The organism is Kribbella qitaiheensis (assembly GCF_014217565.1).
Taxonomy (GTDB): Bacteria; Actinomycetota; Actinomycetes; order Propionibacteriales; family Kribbellaceae; genus Kribbella; species Kribbella qitaiheensis_A.
This window is the reverse complement of sequence record NZ_CP043661.1, coordinates 1,238,728-1,261,871: the sequence shown is the minus strand read 5'-3', so window position 1 is coordinate 1,261,871 and position 23,144 is coordinate 1,238,728. Positions and strand designations below refer to the sequence as shown.

The window sequence follows — 23,144 nt, the reverse complement described above, 5'->3', positions numbered from 1 at the left end:
GTTCATCCACCTGCCCAGCGGATCCCAGGCCTCCTCGCCCCCACCATCCGCCGGTCGGTCTGCAGCCCCGGCCGGTGGTGGGGGCCCGCCCCGCCCCCAGTGAGGAAATTCTGTGAAGAGCACAGCCCTGCGCATCGTCGCGGCCGGCTGCATGGTGAGTCTGGCAGCCGCCGCGACAGCGGTGGTCGCCATGAAGATGCCCGCAGCAACAGCTCAGGCCGGACCGCCTGCCGATCCACGGGTGGCCGCGGTGAAGACCGCCGACCGCCTGGTCCAGGGTCGCGCGGCCGAGCTCAAGGCCGGCCCCGGCGACCAGTTCATTCGCCAGCAGGACATCAGTACGCCGTGGGGTCTGCAGTACGTCCCCTACCAGCGCTCGTACTACGACCTGCCGGTGATCGGCGGCGACTTCGTCGTGACGACCGACGCCAACGGCAACGCCAAGAGCATCAACGTCGCCCAGCAGCAGGACATCACCGTCGGCCGCACGCCAACGATCAGCAAGGCGGCCGCTAAGAAGGCGGCCAAGAAGGCGATCGACCAGGCGCAGCCCGTCAAGGGTGAGCCGACCCTGGTCGTGTACGCCGGTGGCGCCAAGCCGGTGCTCGCGTGGGAGGCCATCGTCCAAGGCCGCAACCACGGCGAACTGAGCCGCCAGAAGGTCTACATCGATGCCCGTACCGGCAAGCTGGTGAATGCCATCGAGCAGACCGCGGCCGGCACCGGTACCGGGATCTGGAACGGCTCGAACCTGACCATCGGTACGACGATGTCCGGTTCGACGTACACGATGACCGATCCGGCCCGGCCGAGCCTGCGCTGCGGCGACTCCGCCAGCGGTTCGACCTACTCCGGCACCGACGATGTCTGGGGCAGCACGTCGAAGACCGACAAGGAAGCGGGCTGCACCGACGTCATGTACGTCGCGGCCGGCGAGTACGACATGCTGAAGAACTGGTATGGGCGCAACGGGCTCGACGGCCAGGGCAAGTGGGCCGACGCGCTCGTCGGTCTCGGCGACGTCAACGCCTACTGGGGTTCGCAGTACAACTCCGACGGCGTGATCTTCGGGTACAACAATGCCCGCAACTGGATCACCGCGACCGACGTGGTCGCGCACGAGTACGGCCACGGTCTGGACGCGTACACCCCCGGCGGCATCTCCGGCTACCCGTCGCAGGAAGCCGTCGCCGACATCTGGGGCACGCTGAGCGAGTTCTACCTGAACAACCCGAACGACCCGCCGGACTATGAGATCGGCGAGACGATCAACCTGACCGGCAGCGGCCCGATCCGGTACATGTACCAGCCCTCCAAGGTCTCCGGGCACCCGGACTGCAACTCCAGCAGCCTGCCGAACGAGATCCACGCGTCGGCCGGTCCGATGAACCACTGGTTCTACCTGCTTGCCGAGGGCACCAACCCCGGCAACGGTAAGCCGAACAGCCCGACCTGCAACAACACCACGCTGACGGGCATCGGCCACCAGGAGGCCGGCAAGCTGTTCTACAACGCGATGCTCGGCAAGACGTCGAACATGTCGTACGGCAAGTGGCGCTCGACCACGCTGACCGCGGCGAAGAACCTGGACAGCACCTGCGCCCTGTACGGCAAGGTGAAGGGTGCCTGGGACGCCGTCTCGGTGCCGGCCCCAGTCGGGTGAAGCTACTTGTGCCGCGACCGGCAACGACTTCACCATCTCGGTGTCGCCGGCGAACGGATCGGTCAAGCCGGGGGAGTCCGCCACCGCCACGGTCAACACCGTGATCGGCAGTGGCGCGGCACAGACCGTCCGTTTCACCGCGACCGGTCTGCCGACCGGCGCGACCGCCACGTTCGACCCGAGCTCGGTGCAGTCGGGTAACTCGTCGACGGTACGGATCGCGACCACCTCCAGTACTCCGGAGGGCGCGTACGACGTCAAGATCACTGGGGACGGCACGGACGTCGACAAGTCGGCGACGTACCGGTTGACCGTCGGCGGGTCCGCCCCGCCCGCCGGCGTACCGGACATCGACGTGAACAACGTCAAGGCGCACCTGGCCGCGCTGCAGCAGGCGGCTGACAACAACGGCGGCAACCGCCGTGCGGGAAGCGCCGGGCACACGGCGTCGGTGAGCTACATCGAGCAGAAGCTGCGCGACGCCGGCTACACGGTTGCCAAGCAGCGCTGCACGAGCTGCCAGTACCCGTCGGACAACCTGACCGCGGACTACCCCGGTGGTGACACCAGCCAGGTGATCATGCTCGGCGCGCACCTGGACAGCGTCAGCGCCGGTCCGGGCAGCAACGACAACGGGTCCGGCTCGGCGACGATCCTCGAGGTCGCGCTGCGGCTGGCCAAGGACAAGCCGTCGCTGGCCAAGCATGTCCGCTTCGGCTGGTGGACCGACGAGGAGCAGGGGCTGAACGGCTCGGAGTACTACGTCGGCCAGCTGTCCTCCACTGACCGCTCGAAGATCAAGGCCTACCTGAACTTCGACATGGTCGCGTCGCCGAACGCGGGCTACTTCATCAACAACATCACCTCCACCACCGGCAAGGTGCTGAAGGCCTTCTACGACGGCCTTTCGTTGCAGCCGGAGGAGAACGTCGAGGGCGTGGGCCGCTCCGACGACGCCTCGTTCAAGGACGCCGGCATCCCGACCAGCGGGGTAGCGGCCGGTGCATCGGCACGGAAGACGACGACGCAGGCCCAGAAGTGGGGCGGTACGGCGAACTCGGCGTACGACTCCTGCTACCACTCGGCGTGCGACAAGTACCCGGCCAACATCAACTCGACCGTGCTCGACCGCGCCGCCGATGCCACGGCGTACGCGGTCTGGAACCTGGCAGTCGGCGATGCCCCGCCGGCCGGCAGCGACTTCAGCCTGGCGCTGAACCCTGGATCTGGGTCGGTGGCCGCGGGCAGTTCGGTGCAGACATCAGTCGGTACGACGACCAGCAGCGGCGACCCGCAGTCTGTGCAGTTGTCCGCGACCGGCCTGCCTTCGGGTGCGACTGCGAGCTTCTCACCGTCGTCGGTGACATCGGGTAGCTCGTCGACACTCACGCTGGCGACGACAGCGGCCACCGCGGCCGGCACCTACCAGGTGACGGTGAAGGGGACCGGCTCGGTCAGCCACGAGGCGACGTACAGCCTGACTGTGACTGGGACGTCGACCGGCACGGTGACCGTGCAGAACCCGGGCAGCCAGTACGGGTTCGTCGGCTGGTCGAGCTTCCCGCTGCAGATCCGCGCCACCTCGAGCTCGGGGCGACCGATCACCTTCCGCGCGACAGGCCTCCCTGCAGGCTTGTCGATCAGCGCAGCCGGTGCGGTGACAGGCACCCCGACCCGCCAGGGGAATTACACGGCGACAGTGACTGGAACGGACAGTGGCGGGGCAGTAGGTACAGCCACGTTCGCATACACGATCTGGTAACTCCCCCGGCCAGCCAACCCCGGACCGCCCACCAGGCGGCCCGGGGTTCCGCTGTTCAGTACTCCCAGACCGCTGCGAGCCCCCGCTATCTCTATAGCTAAGAGGCTTCGCCGAGCAGCCATGGCTTCAGCCAGCAACCCGCGGACCGCAGTCGCGTCAGACGGCCACGCTGCTGCTCTAGCAACGGCTCGAAACCCTATCCTCGGCCAGCGCAGCCAACCCCTCAACGACCCATCGAGCGCGCATGCTCGCGCGCTTGGGCGATCAGTTGGCCGCCAGCACTGGAGTCGAATGCGATTTGTATCCCGGAACGCTCTAATATCACCAGGGACGGCAGGACCACCCCGAAAATTAGCATGCGAAGCCCAGGGTGGCTACTTGACAGATATCGGGAAGCGATGGATTCGGTGAATTTCTGAAACTGCTCAATGTCGATCTGACAGGTGTCATCGCCACGAATATCCAGGCCCGCCGGGACCTCTATCCATTCAGCAACAGCAGTAGCTTCAGCGACAAAGAGCCGTGCAACTTGAGTCGCAACATCCCAAACAACATCGCCTCGACTCTCGAACAGCCAGCTCATCTTAAGAATTCCAATCTGATGTCTACCCCAGGGTTTGCTTGGCGAAGTTCTGCAACTCGTTGTTCGATCGCCGCCTTGAATCGCGGATCCACCGGATTAGTGAATCTGAATCCGATCGGCGCGTTCTCATATCCTGGGAGTTGCTGTCGCGCGCCCAGATACTTGTCGACCTTCCCGTTTAGATGCTTCGTGAGCCAGTCGTTGTCGGCGTACTGGGCGCTCTTTTCTTCCCACAGGATACCACCATCGATATGGTCAATATCGGTAATTAGGTTGTTCGTCTCGGGGTCATAAACATTCTTCTCGCGTTCTCCTTCCAAGCAGGTTTCGGGATCAGGGCAGGATGCGCCGGAGGTGCCATCCGACGCGACGTGCGAATGGTCCGATCCCGATTGACTATTCAGGATGCCGTCGATGATCTTGCCAACCCCAATGAAGATACCGGCGATGCCTACTCCTCCTCCGACGGTTCCTGCGGATCCGCCGGTGCCACCCCAGCTACCCCCGCCGGTGATTGCCGGGTTGCCTGGACCGCCACATTCACAGACGCCCGGAAGCATCATGCCGCTGGTCATGAGCATGCTGAGGGAGCCGGTTTGGCTGACGCTGCCTACTACTGAGCCGACTCTGTCGAGAGTGTCCTGGTAGATCGTGTCGGTGTAGGAGTCGGTCGTGCCGGTCTTGTCTTCATAGCCGCCGAAGGTCGTGGAGGGCTTGTCTGGGCGGCTGCCGCAGAGGGAAGGGTTGCCGCCGCTGCAGGTCGGCTTCCCTGGCGGGTCGACCGGCTTGTTCTGGGCGTCATCTTCTTGGTCTTCGATCGCTTCTTTGACTTTCTTGATCCGCTGACACTCCGCGTCGCATTTCGGCGGCGGTGGCGGCGAGACCTTGCATTTGCTCTTCGGCTGGCAGCGGTCGTCGTGCTTATCGCACTTACGCTTCTTGCATTTGTCAACCGGCGGGGGAGGGGGCGTATGACAGGTCTTCTTCTGCTTACAGGTCGGGCCTCCGCCGGTTCCACCAGGTATGCAGCCCGGAATGTTCTTGCACTCTCCGCGGCCTACCACTCCACCGCTGCCCTTGCACACCTGGAATGGCGGATCACCCCTGTGCCAGGTGCACTTCTGTCCTAGCGTGCCGCCGGTGTCGGGATCGATGGCGCGGTTGCCGGTGGGGTCGTTGAGCGTCAGTGGATTGCCGGTGGCGTAGGCGTAGAGGTTGGGGAGGCTGGAGGCTACGCCGGCGGCGTAGGTCATGGTGTCTCGGGAGTTGAAGGTGCCCGAGTCGGGGTCGTACCAGCGGGCGCCTTGGTTGACGTCGCCGCTGTTCGGGTCGGTCCAGTCGCCCTGATAGCCGACTCGATACGCCATACCGCTGGCGGCCGTGGACTTGCCGAAGGGGTCGAACGATCGCGAGTCCGGTAGACCCGCGGCCAAGGTGGTGTCTGCTGGATCGAAGCCACCTACGACGTCGCCGTGGCGGTCGGCCAGGATCAGTCGCTTGGTGGCCCCGTAGCCGACGGCGAGTAGGCCATCGCCTGCGCTCCGGCCGAAGTTCTGGGTTCCATCGGTGACGACCTCGTCGCTGAAGCCGTCGTACTTCATCTGGGTCCCGCCGACCGATACCGGCCTGTCCAGGGCGTCGTACGCGAGGTCACGTCCTGAGCTGCGGATCATCCGGTCGAAGGCGTCGAAACTGAACGCCTCCGTTGTGGTCCCGGCCTGCTTGGAAGCCAGGGATCCTCGAGGCGAGTAGCTATATGTCGAGGTGCCGTCGTTGATGAGTCGGTTGCGTTCGTCGTACTGCGCGATCGCCGTACCGGCCTTGACTCGGTTGCTGGCCGCATCCCAGCCGTAGGCGGTTGTTGTCGTGCCGGCTGTCCAGGAGGTCAGACGGCCTAGCTGGTCGTAGGCATAGGTGTTGTCCGATGCGCCGGCGACTCCGGTGGTCTTCTTGCTGGTGATGTTGTTGTCGGCGTCGTAGCCGTAGATCATCGACGAGACGACTGTTCCGCCGGCTCCCGCCTTCAACGTGTCGGAATTCTGCCGACCGTAGGCGTCATAGCCAACGGTCCGGATACGCCCGGATCCGTAGTCGATCGTGCTCAGCTGACCTGCCGTGTTGTAGCCCAGCGCCTGCAGCGTTCGTGTGACTGGATCCGTAACGGTCTTCGGCCGCCCGTTGGTGTAGGTGAAGTCAGCTGTGCCCGCAGCGTCTACCCGCTGGGTCAGTTGCCCATCAGCGTCATATCCCTGGGTCGATGTACCTGACGGCCCATCAGCCCGCAGGAGCATTCCACGGTCGTTGTACTCGTAGGTGTTCGATCCATCCAGCGAGCTCGACGAGACAACCTGACCTGCGAGGTCGTAGCCGATTTGGCGGCTGGCCGTCGAGACCTCTGCCCCGGTGCCGTCCTCCTTGGTGAGACGTCCCGCCGCGTCGAAGGTGCGCGTACGTTGCACACCGCCGGGCGCCAGGAGGGAGATTGCATTGCCGCTTGCGTCGTAGGCGGCGGTCCAGGTGCGGTCGGCGGCGGCAGGGTGCGCGGTCGTCGAGGGCTCGATGACCTTCTCCGGTAGACCGAGACTGTTCGCGGTATAGATCGTCGCGTTCCCGCGGCCATCGGTGTAGCGGGTCCGGTTTCCCGCGGCGTCGTAGCCGTAGCCGATCGTGATCGTCTCCGTCGCGGATACCGGGTCGACCTGTCTGGTGAGTTGGCCCAACGCGTCATACGTGTACGTCGTCGGCCGTTTTCCACTGGCCGGCGTGGCCGTCAAGAGGTTGCCATCGGCGTCGTACGCGAGCTGCGTCGTTCCAAGTGCGGTGTTGGTGGCGTCCAGAGTTTTGGTGGTTACCAGCTGACCGGCGTTGTCGTACTTCGCTACTGCGCTGCGGCCGAGCCCATCGCTCGTCCGGACCTGGCGGCCCGCATAGTCGTAGCCGACCTTCGTCAGTACGCCGTTGGGGTCGGACGACTGGATCAGCTGTCCCAGCGAGTCGTAGGTGTTTGTTGCGGTGGCGCCGGACGGGGTCTTCGCCGTCGTGACGTTGTTCCTGTCGTCGTAGGAGATGCGTGTGACGAAGTTGCCGGCTATGGGTTTCCGCTCGACCTCAGTCGAGGTCACCAGCCGGTCGAGGTCGTCATAGGTGAACTGCTTCACGGCACCGAGCGGATCGGTGGAACTCTCCACTTGGCCATTCGCGGTGTAGGTCAGCTGGGTGACCGCCCGCTCCGTGTTCGTCTTGCTCGGGGCGTCGATCTGGGCCTGCCGACCAAGATGGTCGTAGGTGTACCGCGTCGTGTTGCCCAACTCGTCGATCGTGGCAAGGACGTCACCGACCGCGTCGTACTGGAAGGTGGACTTCGGATTCACAGTTTGCCCGCCTGGCGGCGTGTACGGCGATCCCGCGAGCTCGACAGGGCGACCAAGTTTGTCGTACGCGGTCTTCGTGATGTTGCCGAGGGGATCCTTGGTCGAAGTCGCCAATCCGAAGGCGCCGTAGCCGACAACCGTCGCGGGTTGGACGGTCGTGGCCGGGCTGCCGTTCTGCTCGGCCGCGACCATGGGTGACGTGGTCCTGATCTGGCGACCGATCTCGTCAAAGCCGTAGGTAGTGGTGAAGTCGGCCTTGACCGCACCCGCGACGTTCCCGCGTGGTTGGGTCATGGATGTCGCCAGGCCTCGTTGGTCATAAGTCCAAGAGGTCTTGAGCAACGAGCCGTCGGTGTTCTGAACCGACTGCTCCAAAGTCCGTCCTGCTGCGTCGAAGACATAACTGTTGGTGTCGGTGACGGCGGTCGGTCCTGCAATGTCCGCATTGGACCAACCGCCAGTGGTCTGCTGCTGGGTGACGTTGCCGGCGAGATCGTGGGCGTAGGTGACTTTCCGCTTGAGTGTCTGCGGGTCGATTGTCGTCGTCGCTACCCGGCCGGCCACGTCGTAGGTGTAGTCGGTGGTCGTCTTGCCGTTGTTAGTGACCGAACGCAGCCGATGACCTGCTCCGTCGTAGGTGTTGTTGTCGAGAACGAAGTCACGAGTCGTGGCGTCCGGGTTGTGGAACTCCGACAGTGTTGCGGTCTTCAGCGAGTCGTCACCGTTGTAGACGTACTTGGTGAAGCGCTTCATCGGGTCGATCTCGACGGACTTGCGTCCGGCCGGGTCGTACCAAGTGGTCTGGCGAACGGTGTAGTCGATTCCCTCGGTCGGGCCGTTCTCAGGTGTCGATCCCGGATCCTCGTTCGGGTCGCTTGGCATGTTCGCGTCGCGGACCTCGGTCTGCATGTTCAACGCGCTGTACGCGTACTCCCAGCGGGTGCCGTTCGCGTCCTGGGACCAGGTCTTGTTGCCGAACTGGTCGTACCCTTGCTGCGATTCCTTGCCGTCAGCATCGACAGTCCGGATCAGCCGGTTGCGGTCGTCGTACTCGTAGCTGCTCACCCGCGGTTCGTCGCCGCTGACCAGATCCTTCGCGGTCGACTTGGTGAGGTTGCCGTCGTCGTCGTACTCCAGCTCAGCTTTCTGCTGGTGTTTCTGTCCAGTGACCGCATCCGTCGTTATCGGTCCCGTAATTGCTGTGATTCGCGACATCTTGTCGTACTCGTAGGTCGTCGTGACGCCGGCCGGAATGCTGTCCGACACCTGAGTCTCGGTACGCTTCCGACCGATCTCGTCGTATGTGTATTTGGTGACCAGACCCGACGGCGCTGTCAGTTGAACCAGTTGCCCGTTTACGTTGTAGAGGTACTGCGTCTGAGCAGTCGCCGTTGTCGTGACCTTGCTCGTTGACGTCCTCAGGAGACCAGGCGGCATCGGCTGCCCGTCAGGGCCGGTGGCGACGCCGTCGGTATAGGTGTAGTTGACCTCGCCGCCGTCGGGACTGCGTTCGGTGACGAAGTCGCCAGCAGCGTTCAGCGACGTACTACGACGGTAAGTGTCGTCCGTCGCAGCTGCCGACCGTCCGTCGCGGAAGATCGCTAGCTTGTCCCAGCGAGGGTCTAGCGGGCTCCAGGTGGCACTGGCGTGATAGACGCTGTACTCCGTCTTGCAGTCAGTGGCCCCGGATCGGCAAGTCTTGGTGGAGGCCACATTGCCACGGGAGTCATAGGTCATGCTGACTTCAGCGCCGACCTCGTTCGTGAGCTTCGTCAGCTTGCCAGTCTTGTCATGGGTGAAACTTCTGATGCCGTACCCCGAGCCCGGCCAGCTCATCTCGATGTCTGGCTCAGGCGTCGCCGGATGATCTTCGGGGCGGGTTTGTGCACCCAACGGCCGTCCTGTTCGCAGCAACCAGCCGCCTAGCGCGTCGTACTCGTAGACGAAGGATCGATTCGCCGGGTCTTGAACCATCACCGTTCGGCGGAGATCTGAGTCGTTGCCGGTCACGGCCCGTCTTACCGATCTTCCACGATCCGCCATTGGCATCGATGTACTCCTCGACCCGATCCGACGCCGGGTCGTAGTCGATCTGCGCCGCAGCCTTGCCGGCGGGGGACGTAATCGAGGTCAGCTGGTCGGCTGCATTGCGACCCTGCTGGTAATGCGTGACCACGTCGTTCTTTGTCAGTTCGTGGGAGTACAGCGCGACCTCGTCTATCTGTCCCTCGAAGTATCTTGTCGCCTCCGTTCCCCACCCCGGCCATGAGCCCGGGGCCGCAGCCGCAGCAGCGCCGATCTGACCGATCGGGAAATAGGAGTTGTTCACGGTGCCGGTCTGAATCATGTCGACCAAGGCGCCGTCGAGGTAGAGCGACTGGAGCGACTCGGAGGCTGAAAGAGCCACGTGGTGCCATTGGCCGTCGTTCACTGCGGAAGTCGAGGTGATCGGAGCGACCGAGCCATGCCAGAACTGGCCACGAAGCTTGCCGTCATTGCCAATGTAGACGAGCGGCATACCGGCCGTAGGCGTCGTACCGAGGGCCTTGTTCTGATACCCGATAAGCGGGCGGGCCACAGTCGAACTCGTCTTGAACCACATCTCGACGGCCGAGTCGCGGCTTCGGATCAGTAGACCGTTCTTCAATCCGACCGAAGCTGGGCCGGACGCACCATTGAGACGAATGGATTTTTCGGATTCGCCCACGCCTGCCAGGGGACTGTCCTGGCCTGCCGTAGCGCCGACGTACTTGCCGAACTCCTTCTGCTGCGTGATGTCGACGTCGTTCGTCGCGTCGGTCTCGCCTGCATCATCGGACATCCGGTAGTACGCGTCCGGCCTGCTGTCGAGCACCGAACTGCGATAATGGGATCCTTGTGCTGAGCCGTAGGTAGTGCATTTCTGCTCGGAGTTACAGGACTTCACCAGGACGTCACCGGTGTACTCATAGGTCCACGTCAGCGCCAATCCGTCAACAGAGTCCGTACTGACTGATGCGATGTGTCTGTTGTCCGATGTCCAGGTGAAGGTCAGCTTGCGGCCTGCGCCGTCCTGACTGGCGACGGAAATGAGCTTCCCACCAGCGCTGTAAGCAAGTGTCAGTGGCTTTCCTTGCGCCCCATAAATCTTGGTCAGCCGTCCGAAGAAGTCACCCGAGAACTCGTACTTGATGCCAGGCGCGATCTGGAGCGTCATTGGTCCCGTGGGTGTTCCGGTCAGGATCGCCTTCGAGCCGCGCGGAGCCGAGTAGGTGCCATCACTGTTCCGGGCGAACGTGAACACCCTCCCGTCTGGGTATGTCACCTGGACGGGGAGCCCGGGGGTCGGAATGTTGCGGATCGACATGTCGTAACGGCTGGTCCAGCCCGCGCCAAAGACTCCATTCCGCCTGGGGTCGAGGCTGTTGTACGTCCGGGAGACGTTCAGTTCGGGGCCGGCGACAGGTACAACGACGTCGAGCGCGGCGGTGGTGTAGTTGCCGAGTTGCGGGTCGTACGGCTTGTCTGCGCTTTGACCGTCCGAGTTGGCGAGGTGAGAAGTGATGAGCGGTTGCGGAGCATCGGTGAATATCGTCATCGGGCCAATGGCGTTAACGGTGCCGTCGTTGTCGCGAACGTACGGCCGCCACTCGTACTCCTTGTTCCACAGCAGTTTTCCGCCCGGAACGACCCATGTCTTCGCAGGGCCGTAGTCGCCGCTGGTGAAACAACCGACCCGGTGGTCCGTTCCGACCACCTCGCAGAGCTCGAACCGGTACTGCAGGGACGACGCGGGAGCGTCGGGGTCGATGCCCTCCGCCCACAATTGGGGGCTCAAACTTCCCGCCTGGGCGCCGTTCAGTGGCCAGACCCCCGCAGGGTCGATCAATGGCGGAACATTCTTGACCACAATCTCCGAGACGATCGGAGACGTTCCCCAGTCTGTGAACGTTCGGGGAATGCTGGCATCTTGATGAACCATGGTGAACTCGATGCGGTACTTCGTACCTGCGGCGCTTCCTGGTAGTGGCTGGACAGCTACCCCCAGGGTGAGCTTCCCAAGATGAGACACGATGGTCGGGAGTTGAGTCTTGAGTGCGTTCTGGGTGTGGACCTGGTTGCCCTGGGCGTCAAAGACCCGATAGGTCATGAAGTCGACGCCTGGTTGCCAGGTGTAGGCGCCGAGGTTGGTGATCGAGATCGGGAACTTGCCGGGTTTGTCCTGGGTTACGTAGTCGGCTGGAGCCTGCGTCTTGAAGGCGTAGGCCGCCCGGTACGGCGAGTGCGTGACCACCAGGCGCGGTGGGTTCGCCGAATCAGCTCCGGCGAACTTCTTCCATGAGGCAGGATCGGTCTGGTTCCTTGCCCGTACTGAAAGGCCCCAGTTGTCCGTCTTCCCGTCAGCAAGGTCCTGAATCCATTTGACGCCGGCAGTTCCGAAATTGATCGGCTGGTAGCCGGGCTTGCAGGCGGACGAGCTCTGACCGCTGGCGATGTACCCCTTCGAGAAACCCGCACCACCAAGTCCAGCCGGTGTCACGGGCGGACCGGGGAACTTGACCTGGGCTTGGGGGATGTTCTGCCACACCTGGGTGACGCCATGGACATCGACCCACCGCGCAGCACACGAACCAGATTGATAGTTCAGCAGGTCGAGCCGCGCTGTGAATACTTGATGGAATTTGAGAGCGGGCACCAGATTCGGGAATGACAGATAGGAAGCGAATACGTTCCAGCCCTGGCTAGGGCAGGTCGTCGCACCTGAGCCCGGGCGGCACCCGATCTGCAGCTCCTGACCGCCGTCGATAGATCCGTTGAGTCCAGCGCTCAAGGCGTAGGTTGGTTTCTGCGACTCGGTCCAATAGAAGGTCGGATCGACCCGCACCGGGTAGACGCGAGCTGGATCGTCGAGCCAGGCGCTGTCGACGATGGCCTTGAGGGCGGGCTTGCCGTCGAGGGTGGTCAGTTGGTAGGTGATAGCGCCGGACGAGGCGGGACCGCCCTCCGCAGTACGGGAGTCTTCCATCGAGCCGGCCGGAATCTTGGCGCGCTCGACACCCTTCTCGTCCGTAAGAACAACCTCGTTGCCGACGACAGTCGGAGTGAGGTTTTCCGTGAGTTGCAGTGGAAAGGTATACGACCGAGCCGCGGTCTTCGAACCGAGAATGATTGTCTCTTTGACCCCGGTCGGCTGCGACACGAGTTCAAGGTCCGCGCTTGGCGCGAACTTGGGGAAAAGGACCTTGTCCCCAGTCATCTGACCAGGGATACCCGCCGCGCCGGCAAGGCTCCAGCCGACATTGTGGCCGTCACCGAGCTCCAACTGGACCAATGGTGAGTTGTCCGCCCTCGGTGCGATCCAGGAGTAGAGGTCATTCGAAATGACCTCCCAACCGCCCTTTCCTTCCGCGGGCGTCAGAGCGGCGTTGATCTTCGCCCAGGAGCCGTCCTCCTTCTGGAAGTTGACCGCTCCCTGCGAGAAGACCGTGGTCTCGGTCCCGTCTGTGTTGACGAACGTTTGCGAGTACCGGTCCCGCCTGTCCGGCAACTCACGACTTGTCTTCTCGCTGAAGCTGTTCTCCGGGGCCTTCGGTGACGCGGTCGGCACCACCTTTGGCGGTGTCTGCTCGACCTGCTCATCCGGTGCGGTCTCGTCGAGCGGAAACATCGATCTCAGGGACGGCGGACGGACGGTGTTCTTCCCGACCGCCGGCGGTTCGATCTTGCCCTGCGCAGCAGCTCCCAGCTGCTGCGTCGGTGCTGAAGCCTCCCCGCCACCGGACATCGCGGCTTGCTGGATGACGGCAGCGGCGGGCGTAGCCAGAGTGGCGGAACTTAGTCCGCCTAATGGCACAGCTAGCGCGACTCCGACCGCAAGGATCTTGGCGAGACGAGTCCGGGCAAGCGAGCGGGACATGATTCCCCCAGGAGCGTGGATGACCTATGACAGGCCCTGGGGTCCCCCGACCCCTCCAGCGGCGACCGCACCGTACCAGTCACCGGTGCTCTACTCACAGTGAATTGCAGGAACCTGCAATTCCCGGTGAAGCTGTAACGCTGGTGCTGTCGCGTAAGGCACATGCTCATCCTTTGAGTGCCTGAGGTTCGGCTGACGCCGGGCGCCTCGTAGGGTGGCGGGATGCCGATTCGTCTTGCTGAGCGGTGGCCGGAGGTTGGTTCGGACCGGTTGCTTTCGGAGTGTGTGCCGCCGCCTCGGTTCGCGGGGGTGCGGTTCGAGACTTATCGACCGGATGAGGGGGAGCCGAGCCAGGGTGAAGCGCTTGCTGTGCTGATCGAGCGGGGTGGGGTGCTTGCTGAGCCGCGGAGAGAGCGATCTCTGTGGGCTCGGCTGCGGGGGGCGGCGGAGGCGGGTCCGGAGAAGCCGGGGTTCTACCTCGATGGTGGGTTCGGGGTGGGGAAGACGCATTTGCTGGCGTCGTTGTGGCACGTGTCGGCGGGGCCGAAGATGTACTGCACGTTCGTGGAGTTGACGAATCTCGTTGGGGCACTGGGGATGCGGCAGGCCGTGGAGGTGCTGTCGGCGTACCGGCTGATTTGTATCGACGAGTTCGAGTTGGACGACCCGGGGGATACCGTGCTGATCTCCCGGCTGCTGGGGCAATTGGTTGCCGGTGGCGTGCAGTTGGCGGCTACGTCCAACACGTTGCCGGGTCGGTTGGGGGAGGGGCGGTTCCAGGCGACCGACTTTCTTCGCGAGATCCAGGGTCTCGCCGCGCACTTCGACGTACGGCGGATCGATGGGCCCGACTATCGGCATCGCGGGCTCCCGGTCGCGCCCGATCCTTGGTCGGACGCGCAGGTCGAGAAGGCTGCCGAAGAGCGCCCGGATGCCTCGTGCGACCACTTCGTCGACCTGTATCACCACCTCGCCGAGCTGCATCCCAGCAAGTACGGCGCTCTGCTGGACGGCGTACAGGCTGTCGGGATCCTTGATCTCCGCGAACTGACGGACGAGAACGTCGCCCTGCGCCTCGTAGTACTCGCTGACCGGATGTACGACCGCGACATCCCCCTCAACACCAGCGGCGTTCCGCTCGACCGGATGTTCCCCGCAGACATGCTCAAGGGCGGCTACCGCAAGAAATACCTCAGAGCGCTCTCCCGCCTGATCGCGCTGGCAAATGTCGGGATGGATCGCTGATTCACCCGAGTCAGGGCTGCAGGAAGTCGCGATCTTCGATAGGACGACGACCGATACGCGGGGTGTGTGGGGCGTGGATCTCGTCGGCGCGTAAGGGTGCTGTTGTGACTTTGAAGGGGACGACGACCTAGAAAACCTCAAGGCTGTCACCACCAACTCTGCCGGCGAGGTGACGATGGCCTACACCTATAGTCCGGTCCGCGACTACCGCTTCTCCCTCTACTCCACCGCTATCAGTCGGGACCTGGGCAGCGCCGTTACAACCCGATGATTGCTGGGTGAAAAACCCTTGGAATCTTGAGGTTTCGTGACGTAGAGGTGCGACTGGGTCGCAGATTGTTGTGGTGTTTGCAGGTTGGTGCAATGGATGAACGGTATAGACCTCCTAGCCGGTAGGCTCCGCGCGAAGCTGGTGCTGAGGGGGGTCCCAGCGCCATCAAATGCATGACACCAAGGAGTTACCGAATGATTCGTCGTACCCTAGCGACAGTGGTGGCAGCGGTTGGAATCGCCGCGCTGCTTCCGCTGACCGCATCGGCCGCAGACCCGGTGGTCCCGCCGCGGATCAAGGCCATGCAGAGCGGCAAGGCAAATGCTCAGGTTGCCGGTTCGTGCGCCCTGTCAGTGCCGAACCGGATCGCCATCGGCAGGGACGTCCTCGTCCTCAAGGCCAAGGTCAGCGGCCCCTGCGCCATCGCGGGCAGCAGTTCGCTGTGGAACCTGAACCACCCCAGCAGGGGTGACGTTCAGAGCATCCTGTTCGACTCGAGTGATCCGGACGGCAACGGTACTTACGCGTTCCTCGACGAGGACCCGCTGGGCAACCAGACGTGGCAGGGCCGCGGCAGCTTCAACGCCGACGGCTCACAGAACACGCAGAACAACGTGCCGATCACCGTCAAGCTGGCGGCCGGCGCGTGGATCTCGTCGTCACGCACGGCGGACGTCGTCACCCTGAAGGGCACCTCGCTGCTCTACTCGGTCACCACCAACAGCTACTTCAAGCGTTCGGCGGGCGGTGTGTTCCAGTTCCGTGAGCAGGGGAGCACCACGTGGCAGACGCTGAAGTCGGTTTACACCAACTCCAAGGGTGAGGTCACGATGGCTTACCGGTACAGCAAGACCCGGGACTACCGGTTCTCGCTGTACTCGACCTCCATCAGCTGGGATCTCGGCAGCGCTGTCACCACCCGCTGACGTAGTACGTGCTGAAGTCCTGCCCTGTCCTCATCGGTTCTTCGGTGGGGATGGGGCAGGATGTGTGAATGGCGAAGAAGAAGAGTGGCAAGGCGGACCAGGTCGAGGTACCGACCGGGAAGTTGCTGGACGAGCTGCGGGTCCCGCCGGGTGCGGTCGACCTGAGCGCCTACGACACCCGCGCCACCACCGGGTTCTCCGGTAGCAAGGATGACGGCAAGGTCGCGCTCGAGGAGCTGGGCGCGGAGGTCTCCGACTGGCAGGAGCGCCTGTACGCCGAGGGGCGTAAGGGCGGCGAGCGCCGGATTCTGCTGGTCCTGCAGGGGATGGACACGTCCGGCAAGGGCGGCGTCATCCGGCATGGCGCGGGGCTGATGGATCCGCAGGGTTTGCGGATCACCTCGTTCAAGGCGCCTACGCCGGCCGAGAAGCGGCGCGGATTCCTCTGGCGGATCCGGCAGGCCCTGCCCGCCCCGGGCGTGATCGGGATCTTCGACCGGTCGCACTACGAGGATGTGCTGATCGCCCGGGTGCGCAACCTGGTCGCCCCGCCGGTCTGGAACCGCCGGTACGAGCAGATCAACGAGTTCGAGGCCGAGCTCACGGCCAGCGGTGTCACCATCGTCAAGTGCTTCCTGCACATCTCGGCGGACCAGCAGAGGGAGCGGCTCGAGGCCCGCCTGGACGACTCGACGAAGTACTGGAAGTACAACCCGGGCGACGTCGACGAGCGCGAGCATTGGCCGGCGTACGCCGAGGCCTACCAAGCGGCGCTGGAGAACTGCAACATCCCCGAAGCGCCCTGGTATGTGATTCCCAGCGACCGCAAGTGGTACCGCAACTGGGCCGTCACCACCCTGCTCCTGGAGACGCTCAAGGGCCTCGACCCCCAGTGGCCGGCCCCGGACTTCGACGCCGACGCCGAGAAGAAGCGCCTCGCCGCCACCTGATCGGCCCGGTACTGCGGGCTAGCCGTCCGGGTCGATGTCGTGTCGACGGAGCTTTTCGCGGAGGCGGCGGACCTGTTCGTACAGATGATCGTTCTCGGCGAGCAGGCTCTCCAGTTCGCTGAGCAGATGATGCTTACGTCCGGGCATCTTCGGGGCGAAAGGCTCACCGTCGCCGGCCAGGAACTCGGAGACGGCCAGCTCGGAGCGGTGTCGGTTGCACACCAGTTGGCGAAGCTTCGGAAGATCGGCGCCGAGCTTGACCAGTGCCTGCGCGGCGACGCCATCGCCGTCTTGAATGATGCCGAGCAGGACATGCTCGGTGCCGATGTAGTTGTCCCCGAGCTGCAAGGCCTCGCGCAGGCTGTATTCGAGCACCCGCTTGCAGCGTGGCGTGAACGGGATGTGGCCGGCCTGCGATTTCTCACCGCAGCCGACGATCTCCAGGACGGTCGCCCGGCCGGCTGTGGCGGAGATGTTGAGGTTGGCAAGCGCCTTGGCCGCCACCCCACCGCCCTCTTCGAGGATCGCGATCAGGACGTGTTCGGTGCCGATGTAGTTGTGCTCGAGCCCTCTCGCCTCCTCCTGGGCCAGGACCATCACCCGGCGCGCCCGCTCACTGAATTTCTCGAACATGCTGCCCTCCTCTGAGTAGAGCTGGTCGCCATCGCCGAAGGTCGAGACGACAAGTTGTCGAGGCCGGAGCCTCTTGCGGAGCAGTTCGACGACCTCCTGCCCGGCAGCCCGGCCTTCGGCGATACGGTCGAGCTGGTCGTCGAGTAGCTCGACGGGTTCGAGCTCGAGATCGCAGCCGTTCAGCCCGGCGAACTGCAGGAGCACCGCCAGCGAGACGACGCGATTGCCGCCCTCGAACGGCCGCTCGCGGACATATACCTCGAGCATCGCGGCCAGCGCATCCGAGAGTCCGTACGCCGGCTGCGCCGCCGCCAGACCTCGCTGGACCACTTCGAGATCCGTACGGCGAATCGCGGTGAGCGCGTCGACCCGCCAGACCCGGGCCGCGACCGCGAGTACGTCGTACCGGTCGAGGTGGTCCATCAGTCGTCCGCGCGGAGGCGGCGCAAGGACTGCTCGTGCCGGGACAGGTTGTCTTCCAGTAGCCGGCTGAACTGCCGGTCGTTCCGGCGTCCCTCCACCAGGGCGGCAATGGCCTCCCTGGCAACGTCCGAGACGGATCGGCCCTCGACCTCGGCGATCACTTGCAGTCGCTCGGCCAACTCCGGCTCCAACCGCAACAGGATGTTCTTCGTCGCTCCCTTGACCATGGATAACAAGATATCACGATATCAAAGCCTTGCCAGGTGCTCGGGTGATCCGGCGGCGGAGCGTGGGCTGGATCGCGGCCAGGAAGAGGGCGGCGGCGCTGCAGATGAGCCAGAGGGGAGTCGGGCCGGCATGTGCGAGGAGTTGGGTGGCGATGAGTGGGGCGATCGTGGTGGCGATGCCCCAACTGAGGCCGTAGATGGCGAGGTAGCGGCCGCGGGCGTGGTCGGGAGCGAGGTCAGTGACGATGGTGAATGCCCGGCTCAGCAGAAGTAGGTCGCCAAGACTCCAGAGCACGGCGGCGGCGATGAAGACGGGCAGGTTGGTGGCGAAGGCGTTGATGAGGAGACCTGCCGCCAGAAGGAGGTAGCCGACTCTCATGGCCTCGAAGCTGCCGAATTCTCTGACCCGTCGAGTGCGTTGGAGCGGTTGGGCCGCGATCAGGATGAGGGCTGAGATCGCCAGGAGGAGGCCGATCGCCGAGCTCGGTTGGTGGCGGTCGAGCAGGGTGAGGGGGAGGCCGAGCATCAGTGTCATGAAGAGCGTTGCGGAAATGGTGCCTACGGCAAGCAAAAGGAGGAGGCGGGGATCGCGCCAGCCTTCCGCGCGGTTCGTCGGCGCGGAGTCGCGGTAGGAATGATGATCCGTGGGCAGGGCGAAGGCGAGTAGCAGAGCGCAGGCCAAGCAACTGGCGGCGTCGATGGCGAAGAGCCAGCGGAGATCCCAGTGGCTGACAGCGGCGGCGAGTACGCCGGCTCCGACGGCCGCCGCTGACATGGCGGCGCCGAGGAACCCGTACGCCGTGGGCCGGTCCTCCGGGCTGGTCACGTCGGCGATGACCGCCTGGCTCGGCGGCTCGTAGATCTCGAACATCAATCCGAGCAGGATCGCGCCCAGAACTGCCGACCAGAGCGTGCTCGCGAGTGCGATCCAGGTCTGGCCGATCGCGCAGCCGGTCAGGCCGAGGATGATCGTTCGTTTCCGCCCGAAGTGGTCGGCCAGTTGGCCGCCGAAGATCCGGGACGGGATGGTCGCCACCCCGAACGACGCCATCACCAGTCCGGCCCTGAGCGACCGTGGCGCCCAGCTCGACCGTCAGCACCACGGCGAGGAAGGTGAGGGTGAAGGCGCCGAGCCGGTTCACGGCCCGCGCGATCACCAGGATCCGGACGGTGGTTGGCAAGGTTCGCCAGGTGGCGGGTATGGCAATGGACATGTCGCTCCCTTGGCGTGACTGGTGAAATGGATATAGTTGGTCACGCAAGAGCGAGCTTAGGTTTCGAGGGAGTGACTGGTCAAGTGAAGTTCGATAGTCACGTGTTGAGTGTGCTGACGACTTCGGTCGACGCTGTGAACCGGTTGACGGGCGGTCATGCGCTGGGTCAGCCGTTCGAAGCTCCGACGGGTGCGGGAAAGGCTGCGGCTGTTGCGGAAGCGCTCTCTGCGGACGGGCGAAGTCGTCCGGAGGTGAGCGCGGCGGATGCTGAGGTGCTCGTCGCGGTCGCGGTCCGGATGCGGGAGGTTTTCGAGGCAGCGCATGCCGGTGACCTGGATCGGGCCGCCAAGGGCGTCAACGCGTTGCTGATCGATACGGATGCGAGGCCGCAGCTCGACAAGGCCGGTGAGTTGTGGAATCTGCATTTCCACGGGCCTGATGACACCTTGGCGAGGGGGTGGGCTGCGGGCTGGGCGGCGGGGTTGGCGATTGCGCTCGGCAGCGATCTGGCTGGACGACTTGGGGTGTGCGCGGCGCCGTACTGCGATCGTGTGTTCGTCGACGAGTCGAAGAACAGCAGGCGGCGGTTCTGCTCGCCGCAGTGCCAGAGCAGAGTAAAGGCGGCCGCGCATCGCGCCCGGCAGCAGGCGGGCTAGGGGAAAGGCCAGCCAGCTAAGGCGAGGCTCTCGCTGACAAGTAGCGGTTGGGGAGCTGAACCCGCCCGGTCTAGCTGGTAGAGCTCCCCAAAGCGGTCGCCTGTCGAGGTGTGGAGGGGGAAAGGGGGAGGAGGTTGCTTCGGGGAACTTTGCTCGCCCGATCTGGGAGGGTTCAGCTCCATAGAGCCGCGTTCTGGCAGTTGGTGGACGAGGTAGCGCCAGGTCTTGGGCGTCGACCCGGGCGCGGTCGGGTCCGCTGCACCGATGCCGCGACCGCACCTATCGGCTCGGCTCGCGGAATCCTTTTGCTCACTTACCGGCTCGACTCGCGGTGAACGTTCGACTTACCGGCTCGACTCGCCGAAATCCGGCCGGAAAACCCGCGAGGCGATCCGATAGGACGCGGCCGGCAGGTCGATCCGGTAGGTCGAGCGTGCATCGCGAGGGCCGCGGCGGTGTACACCCACGCCACCAGACCCGCTCCCGCCCAATCACCGCCTGCCAGCGAGAGGCCCGCCTCAACTAACCGGCCTTGGGCTAGTACTGCTGCCGTAGGTCGTGATGTCCGGTCTCGATCCTGGCGGCGGAGCAATCTCGGGTGCCCGGAGCCGGCCAGAAATGGGGACCTTGAACACCAAACCTGGACGGTGAACAGGTCATTTCATGTCCGCAGTCCCGGTTTGGTGTTCAAGCCCCCAAGTTCTGGCCGACCGCGAGCGGTGGAGCACCCCACCATCACCAACCAGGCCCTGTTCTCGTATAGCTACAGAGCCGGAGTCGCTGGTGGCGATCAAAGGCGAGATCGAGCGGCGCTGGGGCACCATCGACCGGCTGGACATCCTGAAGTACGCCGAGTTCGACACCGGCTTCATCGAGGAGTTCACCTCGGTGGCCACCAGGGAGACGCTGTCGAAGGACGTGCTGTGGCGCCGGCTGCTGCTGGTCCTGTTCGGCCTGGGCACGAATATGGGATCAAACGGGTCGCGGTGACCGGCAAGCACGGCGAGTCGGAGGCGACGCCGCGCAGGGTGCGGCACCTGTTCGTCAACCGGGCCAACATGCGCGCGGCCCTGCGCAAGCTGGTGAACGCCACCTTTGCCGCCCGGGATGAGGCGGCTCTACACGGCGTCGCCCCGGCCGGTGGGCTCCGCGGCCGGGTCGGGTACTGCCGGTGGGGAGGCCCAGCTGCGCAGCAGCCGTACTGCTTCAGCGGTCGGCGACTGCGGCTCGACGTTGTAGACGCACAGGGTCTGCTCGGTGTCGCCGGGGATCTGGAAGGACTCGTAGGCGAAGTCCATCTCTCCGACCAGCGGGTGTGCGTAGTGCTTTTCCCCGTGGGTGCGGCGCAGCACCTTGTGGTCGTTCCACCAGCCGGAAAACTCCGGCGAAAGCAGCGTGAGTTCGCCGACCAGGTCGGCCAGCTGCCGGTCGTTGGGGTAGCGGCCGGCCTCCAGGCGCAGGATCGCCACGGTCTCGGCGGCGATCCGCTCCCAGTCCCCGACCCGCTCGCGTGCCTGCGGGTCCAGCAGGTAGTAGCGGGCCAGATTCCGGCGCAGGGCGGGCAGCGCCTCGAAGTCGGTGAGCACCGCGCGGGCCAGGTGGTTGGAAGCCAGCACGTCGGTGCGCCGGCCCAGGATGAACGCCGGCACGTGGCCGAGCGTCTCCAGCATCAAGAACAACCCCGGCCGTACCCGCTGGGGCCGCTGCGGGCCGCGGCCCACCGCGCCGCGGCGGGCCAGCAGCAGGTCGCCGAGGTGCTCGCGCTCCGAGGCGTCCAGTCGCAGGGCCCGCGACAGCGCCTCGACGATCTCAGGCGACGGGTTCCCCGACCGTCCCTGCTCCAGTCGCGTGTAGTACTCGGTGCTCATCCCAGCCAGCCTTGCCACCTCGTCCCGGCGCAGCCCCGGCACCCGCCGGACGCGGCCGTCCAAGTCGACCCCGGCCTGTTCCGGGCTGACAGCGGCCCGACGGGTGCGGAGAAAGCCAGCGATCTCCTTGCTGCGATCCATACCCCCAGTGTGACCACGGCGCGACCGGACCGCCCGCCCTAGGGTGGCCCTGCCAGTACCAGCCGGGACAGGGCCAGCTATGGCCGCGCGGGCAGGGCACCGGGCTGTTGTGATGGAGAGCGTACCGAGATCCACTCGGCGCCCACCCCCGATGCCCAACGGAGGCAAATCGTGTCCACCCTCACTTCCACCACCCCGCTCCAAGGCCGCGTCGCCGTGGTCACTGGTGCCTCCAGCGGCATCGGTGAGGCCGCCGCCGAGAAGCTCGCCTCACTCGGCGCTCGCGTCGTCGTCCTGGCCCGCCGCGCCGACAAGCTGCAGGACCTGGTCGAGCGGATCGCTAAGAACGGCGGCACCGCCGTCGCCATCGCTGCCGACGTCACCGACACCACGGCCGTCCGGGCCGCGGCCGACCGCGTCGAGACCGAGCTGGGCGGCGCCGACCTGCTGTTCAACAACGCCGGCGTCATGCTGCCCGCCCCGATCGAGGAACTGGCCACCGGCCAGTGGCAGCACCAGATCGACCTGAACATCGCCGGCCTGATGAACGTCATCGGCGCCTTCACCCCGCAACTGGTGAGCGTCGGCCAGAAGCGCGGCGTCGCCGACCTGATCAACACCTCATCCATCGCGGCGCAGAACATCTTCCCTAACTTCGCCGTGTACTCCGGCACCAAGGCGTACGTCACCCACCTCTCGCGCCATCTGCGCGTCGAGCTGGGCGCGAAGAACGTCCGAGTGTCGACCATCGAGCCCGGCATCGTCGGCACCGAACTGCAGAGCCACGTCACCGACCAGGGCGCCCTGGACTGGCTGGAGGCCTCCAAGGAGTCGATGCAGTGGCTCACCCCCCACGACATCGCCGAGACCATCGGATTCATCGCCACCCTGCCCCCGCACGTCAACCTCCAGCAGGTCACGATCATGCCGACCGCACAGCCCAACTGACCCCACACACCCCTCGCCGGGGCCGCCCGGCCAGCCCACCCCGGCGTACCCGTGACCCGATCGGCACCTGCCTTCGGGACGGCCACGAGAGCCCGCGCGCTCGCCGGTATGCGGCACCTGGTGGCACAGCCACCGGGTGCCGCGCCGTACGCACGTACTCCGCCGCCGCACGGCGGAGAGACCGTCGAGCAGATCCAACCAGACCTGCTCATCCCCACCGGCAGGCGCAAGGGGCAGAACCCCAGCCTCTCCAGCATCTACCGGGCGCTGGCCGAACACGAGAAGACCCAGACGTACATACGAGAACAGGGCCAACTACGGCCGTAGTACTAGACAGAGAACGCGGCGAGAACGCCAGAAAGCGCTC

The 23,144-nt window shown here is 64.9% G+C and carries 15 protein-coding genes and 1 pseudogene; 9 read left to right on the top strand and 7 right to left on the bottom strand.

From position 1 onward, the window contains the following. The first annotated feature begins 112 nt into the window (after nucleotides 1-112). Both F1D05_RS38670 and F1D05_RS38665 read left to right on the top strand, forming a co-directional pair. Nucleotides 113-1,663 (top strand): M4 family metallopeptidase, encoded by a 1,551-nt coding sequence (locus tag F1D05_RS38670; protein ID WP_206686090.1) that lies wholly within the window; start codon nucleotides 113-115, stop codon nucleotides 1,661-1,663. After that, complete coding sequence (locus F1D05_RS38665) at nucleotides 1,623-3,425, top strand: M20/M25/M40 family metallo-hydrolase (protein ID WP_206686089.1); 1,803 nt, start codon at nucleotides 1,623-1,625, stop codon at nucleotides 3,423-3,425. The genes F1D05_RS38670 and F1D05_RS38665 overlap by 41 nt, the downstream gene beginning before the upstream one ends. Before the next feature lie 223 nt (nucleotides 3,426-3,648). Here the strand turns inward: F1D05_RS38665 and F1D05_RS05625 are convergent, their stop codons facing one another. The 3 genes from F1D05_RS05625 to F1D05_RS39350 all read right to left on the bottom strand — a co-directional run bounded on the left by F1D05_RS05625 (nucleotide 3,649) and on the right by F1D05_RS39350 (nucleotide 12,243). Continuing rightward, complete coding sequence (locus F1D05_RS05625) at nucleotides 3,649-4,008, bottom strand: DUF6086 family protein (RefSeq protein ID WP_185446311.1); 360 nt, start codon at nucleotides 4,006-4,008, stop codon at nucleotides 3,649-3,651. Further along, the gene (locus tag F1D05_RS42830) at nucleotides 4,005-5,609 is read right to left on the bottom strand and encodes an RHS repeat-associated core domain-containing protein (RefSeq protein ID WP_428995022.1); all 1,605 of its coding nucleotides are present in this window, start codon (nucleotides 5,607-5,609) and stop codon (nucleotides 4,005-4,007) included. The genes F1D05_RS05625 and F1D05_RS42830 overlap by 4 nt, the downstream gene beginning before the upstream one ends. A 3,619-nt stretch (nucleotides 5,610-9,228) precedes the next feature. Continuing rightward, nucleotides 9,229-12,243 carry a LamG-like jellyroll fold domain-containing protein gene (locus F1D05_RS39350; RefSeq protein ID WP_219732993.1) on the bottom strand — a complete coding sequence of 1,005 codons (3,015 nt, stop codon included), beginning with the start codon at nucleotides 12,241-12,243 and terminating at the stop codon, nucleotides 9,229-9,231. A 1,254-nt stretch (nucleotides 12,244-13,497) separates the two neighbouring features. Here F1D05_RS39350 and zapE point away from each other — a divergent pair. The 3 genes from zapE (at nucleotide 13,498) to F1D05_RS05605 (ending at nucleotide 16,667) form a co-directional block, all read left to right on the top strand. Further along, the gene (zapE, locus tag F1D05_RS05615) at nucleotides 13,498-14,520 is read left to right on the top strand and encodes a cell division protein ZapE (protein WP_185446309.1); all 1,023 of its coding nucleotides are present in this window, start codon (nucleotides 13,498-13,500) and stop codon (nucleotides 14,518-14,520) included. Between the two features lie 465 nt (nucleotides 14,521-14,985). Further along, nucleotides 14,986-15,717 carry a hypothetical protein gene (locus F1D05_RS05610; protein ID WP_185446308.1) on the top strand — a complete coding sequence of 244 codons (732 nt, stop codon included), beginning with the start codon at nucleotides 14,986-14,988 and terminating at the stop codon, nucleotides 15,715-15,717. Between the two features lie 68 nt (nucleotides 15,718-15,785). Beyond that, nucleotides 15,786-16,667 (top strand): PPK2 family polyphosphate kinase, encoded by an 882-nt coding sequence (locus F1D05_RS05605; protein WP_185446307.1) that lies wholly within the window; start codon nucleotides 15,786-15,788, stop codon nucleotides 16,665-16,667. 219 nt (nucleotides 16,668-16,886) lie between these two features. On the opposite strand, the pseudogene F1D05_RS05600 reads toward F1D05_RS05605, so the two are convergent. The 3 genes and pseudogenes from F1D05_RS05600 to F1D05_RS05590 all read right to left on the bottom strand — a co-directional run. Next, nucleotides 16,887-17,300, bottom strand: a pseudogene (locus F1D05_RS05600) (Clp protease N-terminal domain-containing protein); the annotation flags it as partial. A gap of 422 nt (nucleotides 17,301-17,722) precedes the next feature. Then, on the bottom strand, nucleotides 17,723-17,950 hold the full coding sequence (locus tag F1D05_RS05595; RefSeq protein ID WP_185446306.1) for a ribbon-helix-helix protein, CopG family: 228 nt from the start codon (nucleotides 17,948-17,950) through the stop codon (nucleotides 17,723-17,725). 13 nt (nucleotides 17,951-17,963) lie between these two features. Further along, nucleotides 17,964-19,001, bottom strand: coding sequence for an MFS transporter (locus F1D05_RS05590; RefSeq protein ID WP_246486451.1), 1,038 nt, complete (start codon nucleotides 18,999-19,001; stop codon nucleotides 17,964-17,966). A gap of 246 nt (nucleotides 19,002-19,247) precedes the next feature. On the opposite strand from F1D05_RS05590, the gene F1D05_RS05585 reads away from it, so the two are divergent. Together F1D05_RS05585 and F1D05_RS05580 are read left to right on the top strand one after the other, a co-directional pair. Beyond that, nucleotides 19,248-19,820 carry a CGNR zinc finger domain-containing protein gene (locus F1D05_RS05585; protein WP_246486450.1) on the top strand — a complete coding sequence of 191 codons (573 nt, stop codon included), beginning with the start codon at nucleotides 19,248-19,250 and terminating at the stop codon, nucleotides 19,818-19,820. A 783-nt stretch (nucleotides 19,821-20,603) separates the two neighbouring features. Beyond that, nucleotides 20,604-20,810 carry a Tn3 family transposase gene (locus tag F1D05_RS05580; RefSeq protein WP_185446305.1) on the top strand — a complete coding sequence of 69 codons (207 nt, stop codon included), beginning with the start codon at nucleotides 20,604-20,606 and terminating at the stop codon, nucleotides 20,808-20,810. A gap of 128 nt (nucleotides 20,811-20,938) precedes the next feature. Here F1D05_RS05580 and F1D05_RS05575 read toward each other — a convergent pair whose 3' ends face one another. Continuing rightward, nucleotides 20,939-21,829: a helix-turn-helix transcriptional regulator gene (locus tag F1D05_RS05575; RefSeq protein ID WP_185446304.1), complete on the bottom strand. Its 891-nt coding sequence runs from the start codon at nucleotides 21,827-21,829 to the stop codon at nucleotides 20,939-20,941. 171 nt (nucleotides 21,830-22,000) lie between these two features. Here F1D05_RS05575 and F1D05_RS05570 point away from each other — a divergent pair, with 171 nt between their 5' ends. Together F1D05_RS05570 and F1D05_RS05565 are read left to right on the top strand one after the other, a co-directional pair. Then, nucleotides 22,001-22,777: an SDR family oxidoreductase gene (locus tag F1D05_RS05570; RefSeq protein ID WP_185446303.1), complete on the top strand. Its 777-nt coding sequence runs from the start codon at nucleotides 22,001-22,003 to the stop codon at nucleotides 22,775-22,777. A 108-nt stretch (nucleotides 22,778-22,885) separates the two neighbouring features. Continuing rightward, nucleotides 22,886-23,104 carry a hypothetical protein gene (locus F1D05_RS05565; RefSeq protein ID WP_206686087.1) on the top strand — a complete coding sequence of 73 codons (219 nt, stop codon included), beginning with the start codon at nucleotides 22,886-22,888 and terminating at the stop codon, nucleotides 23,102-23,104. Nucleotides 23,105-23,144 lie beyond the last annotated feature (40 nt).

Excerpts from the sequence above, each read along its gene's own strand:
- F1D05_RS05625 (WP_185446311.1), bottom strand. The coding sequence starts at position 4,008 with ATGAGCTGGCTGTTCGAGAGTCGAGGCGATGTTGTTTGGGATGTTGCG.
- F1D05_RS42830 (WP_428995022.1), bottom strand. The coding sequence starts at position 5,609 with ATGAAGTACGACGGCTTCAGCGACGAGGTCGTCACCGATGGAACCCAG.
- zapE (WP_185446309.1), top strand. The coding sequence starts at position 13,498 with ATGCCGATTCGTCTTGCTGAGCGGTGGCCGGAGGTTGGTTCGGACCGG.
- F1D05_RS05610 (WP_185446308.1), top strand. The coding sequence starts at position 14,986 with ATGATTCGTCGTACCCTAGCGACAGTGGTGGCAGCGGTTGGAATCGCC.
- F1D05_RS05605 (WP_185446307.1), top strand. The coding sequence starts at position 15,786 with ATGGCGAAGAAGAAGAGTGGCAAGGCGGACCAGGTCGAGGTACCGACC.
- F1D05_RS05595 (WP_185446306.1), bottom strand. The coding sequence starts at position 17,950 with ATGGTCAAGGGAGCGACGAAGAACATCCTGTTGCGGTTGGAGCCGGAG.
- F1D05_RS05590 (WP_246486451.1), bottom strand. The coding sequence starts at position 19,001 with ATGGCGTCGTTCGGGGTGGCGACCATCCCGTCCCGGATCTTCGGCGGC.
- F1D05_RS05575 (WP_185446304.1), bottom strand. The coding sequence starts at position 21,829 with ATGGATCGCAGCAAGGAGATCGCTGGCTTTCTCCGCACCCGTCGGGCC.
- F1D05_RS05565 (WP_206686087.1), top strand. The coding sequence starts at position 22,886 with ATGCGGCACCTGGTGGCACAGCCACCGGGTGCCGCGCCGTACGCACGT.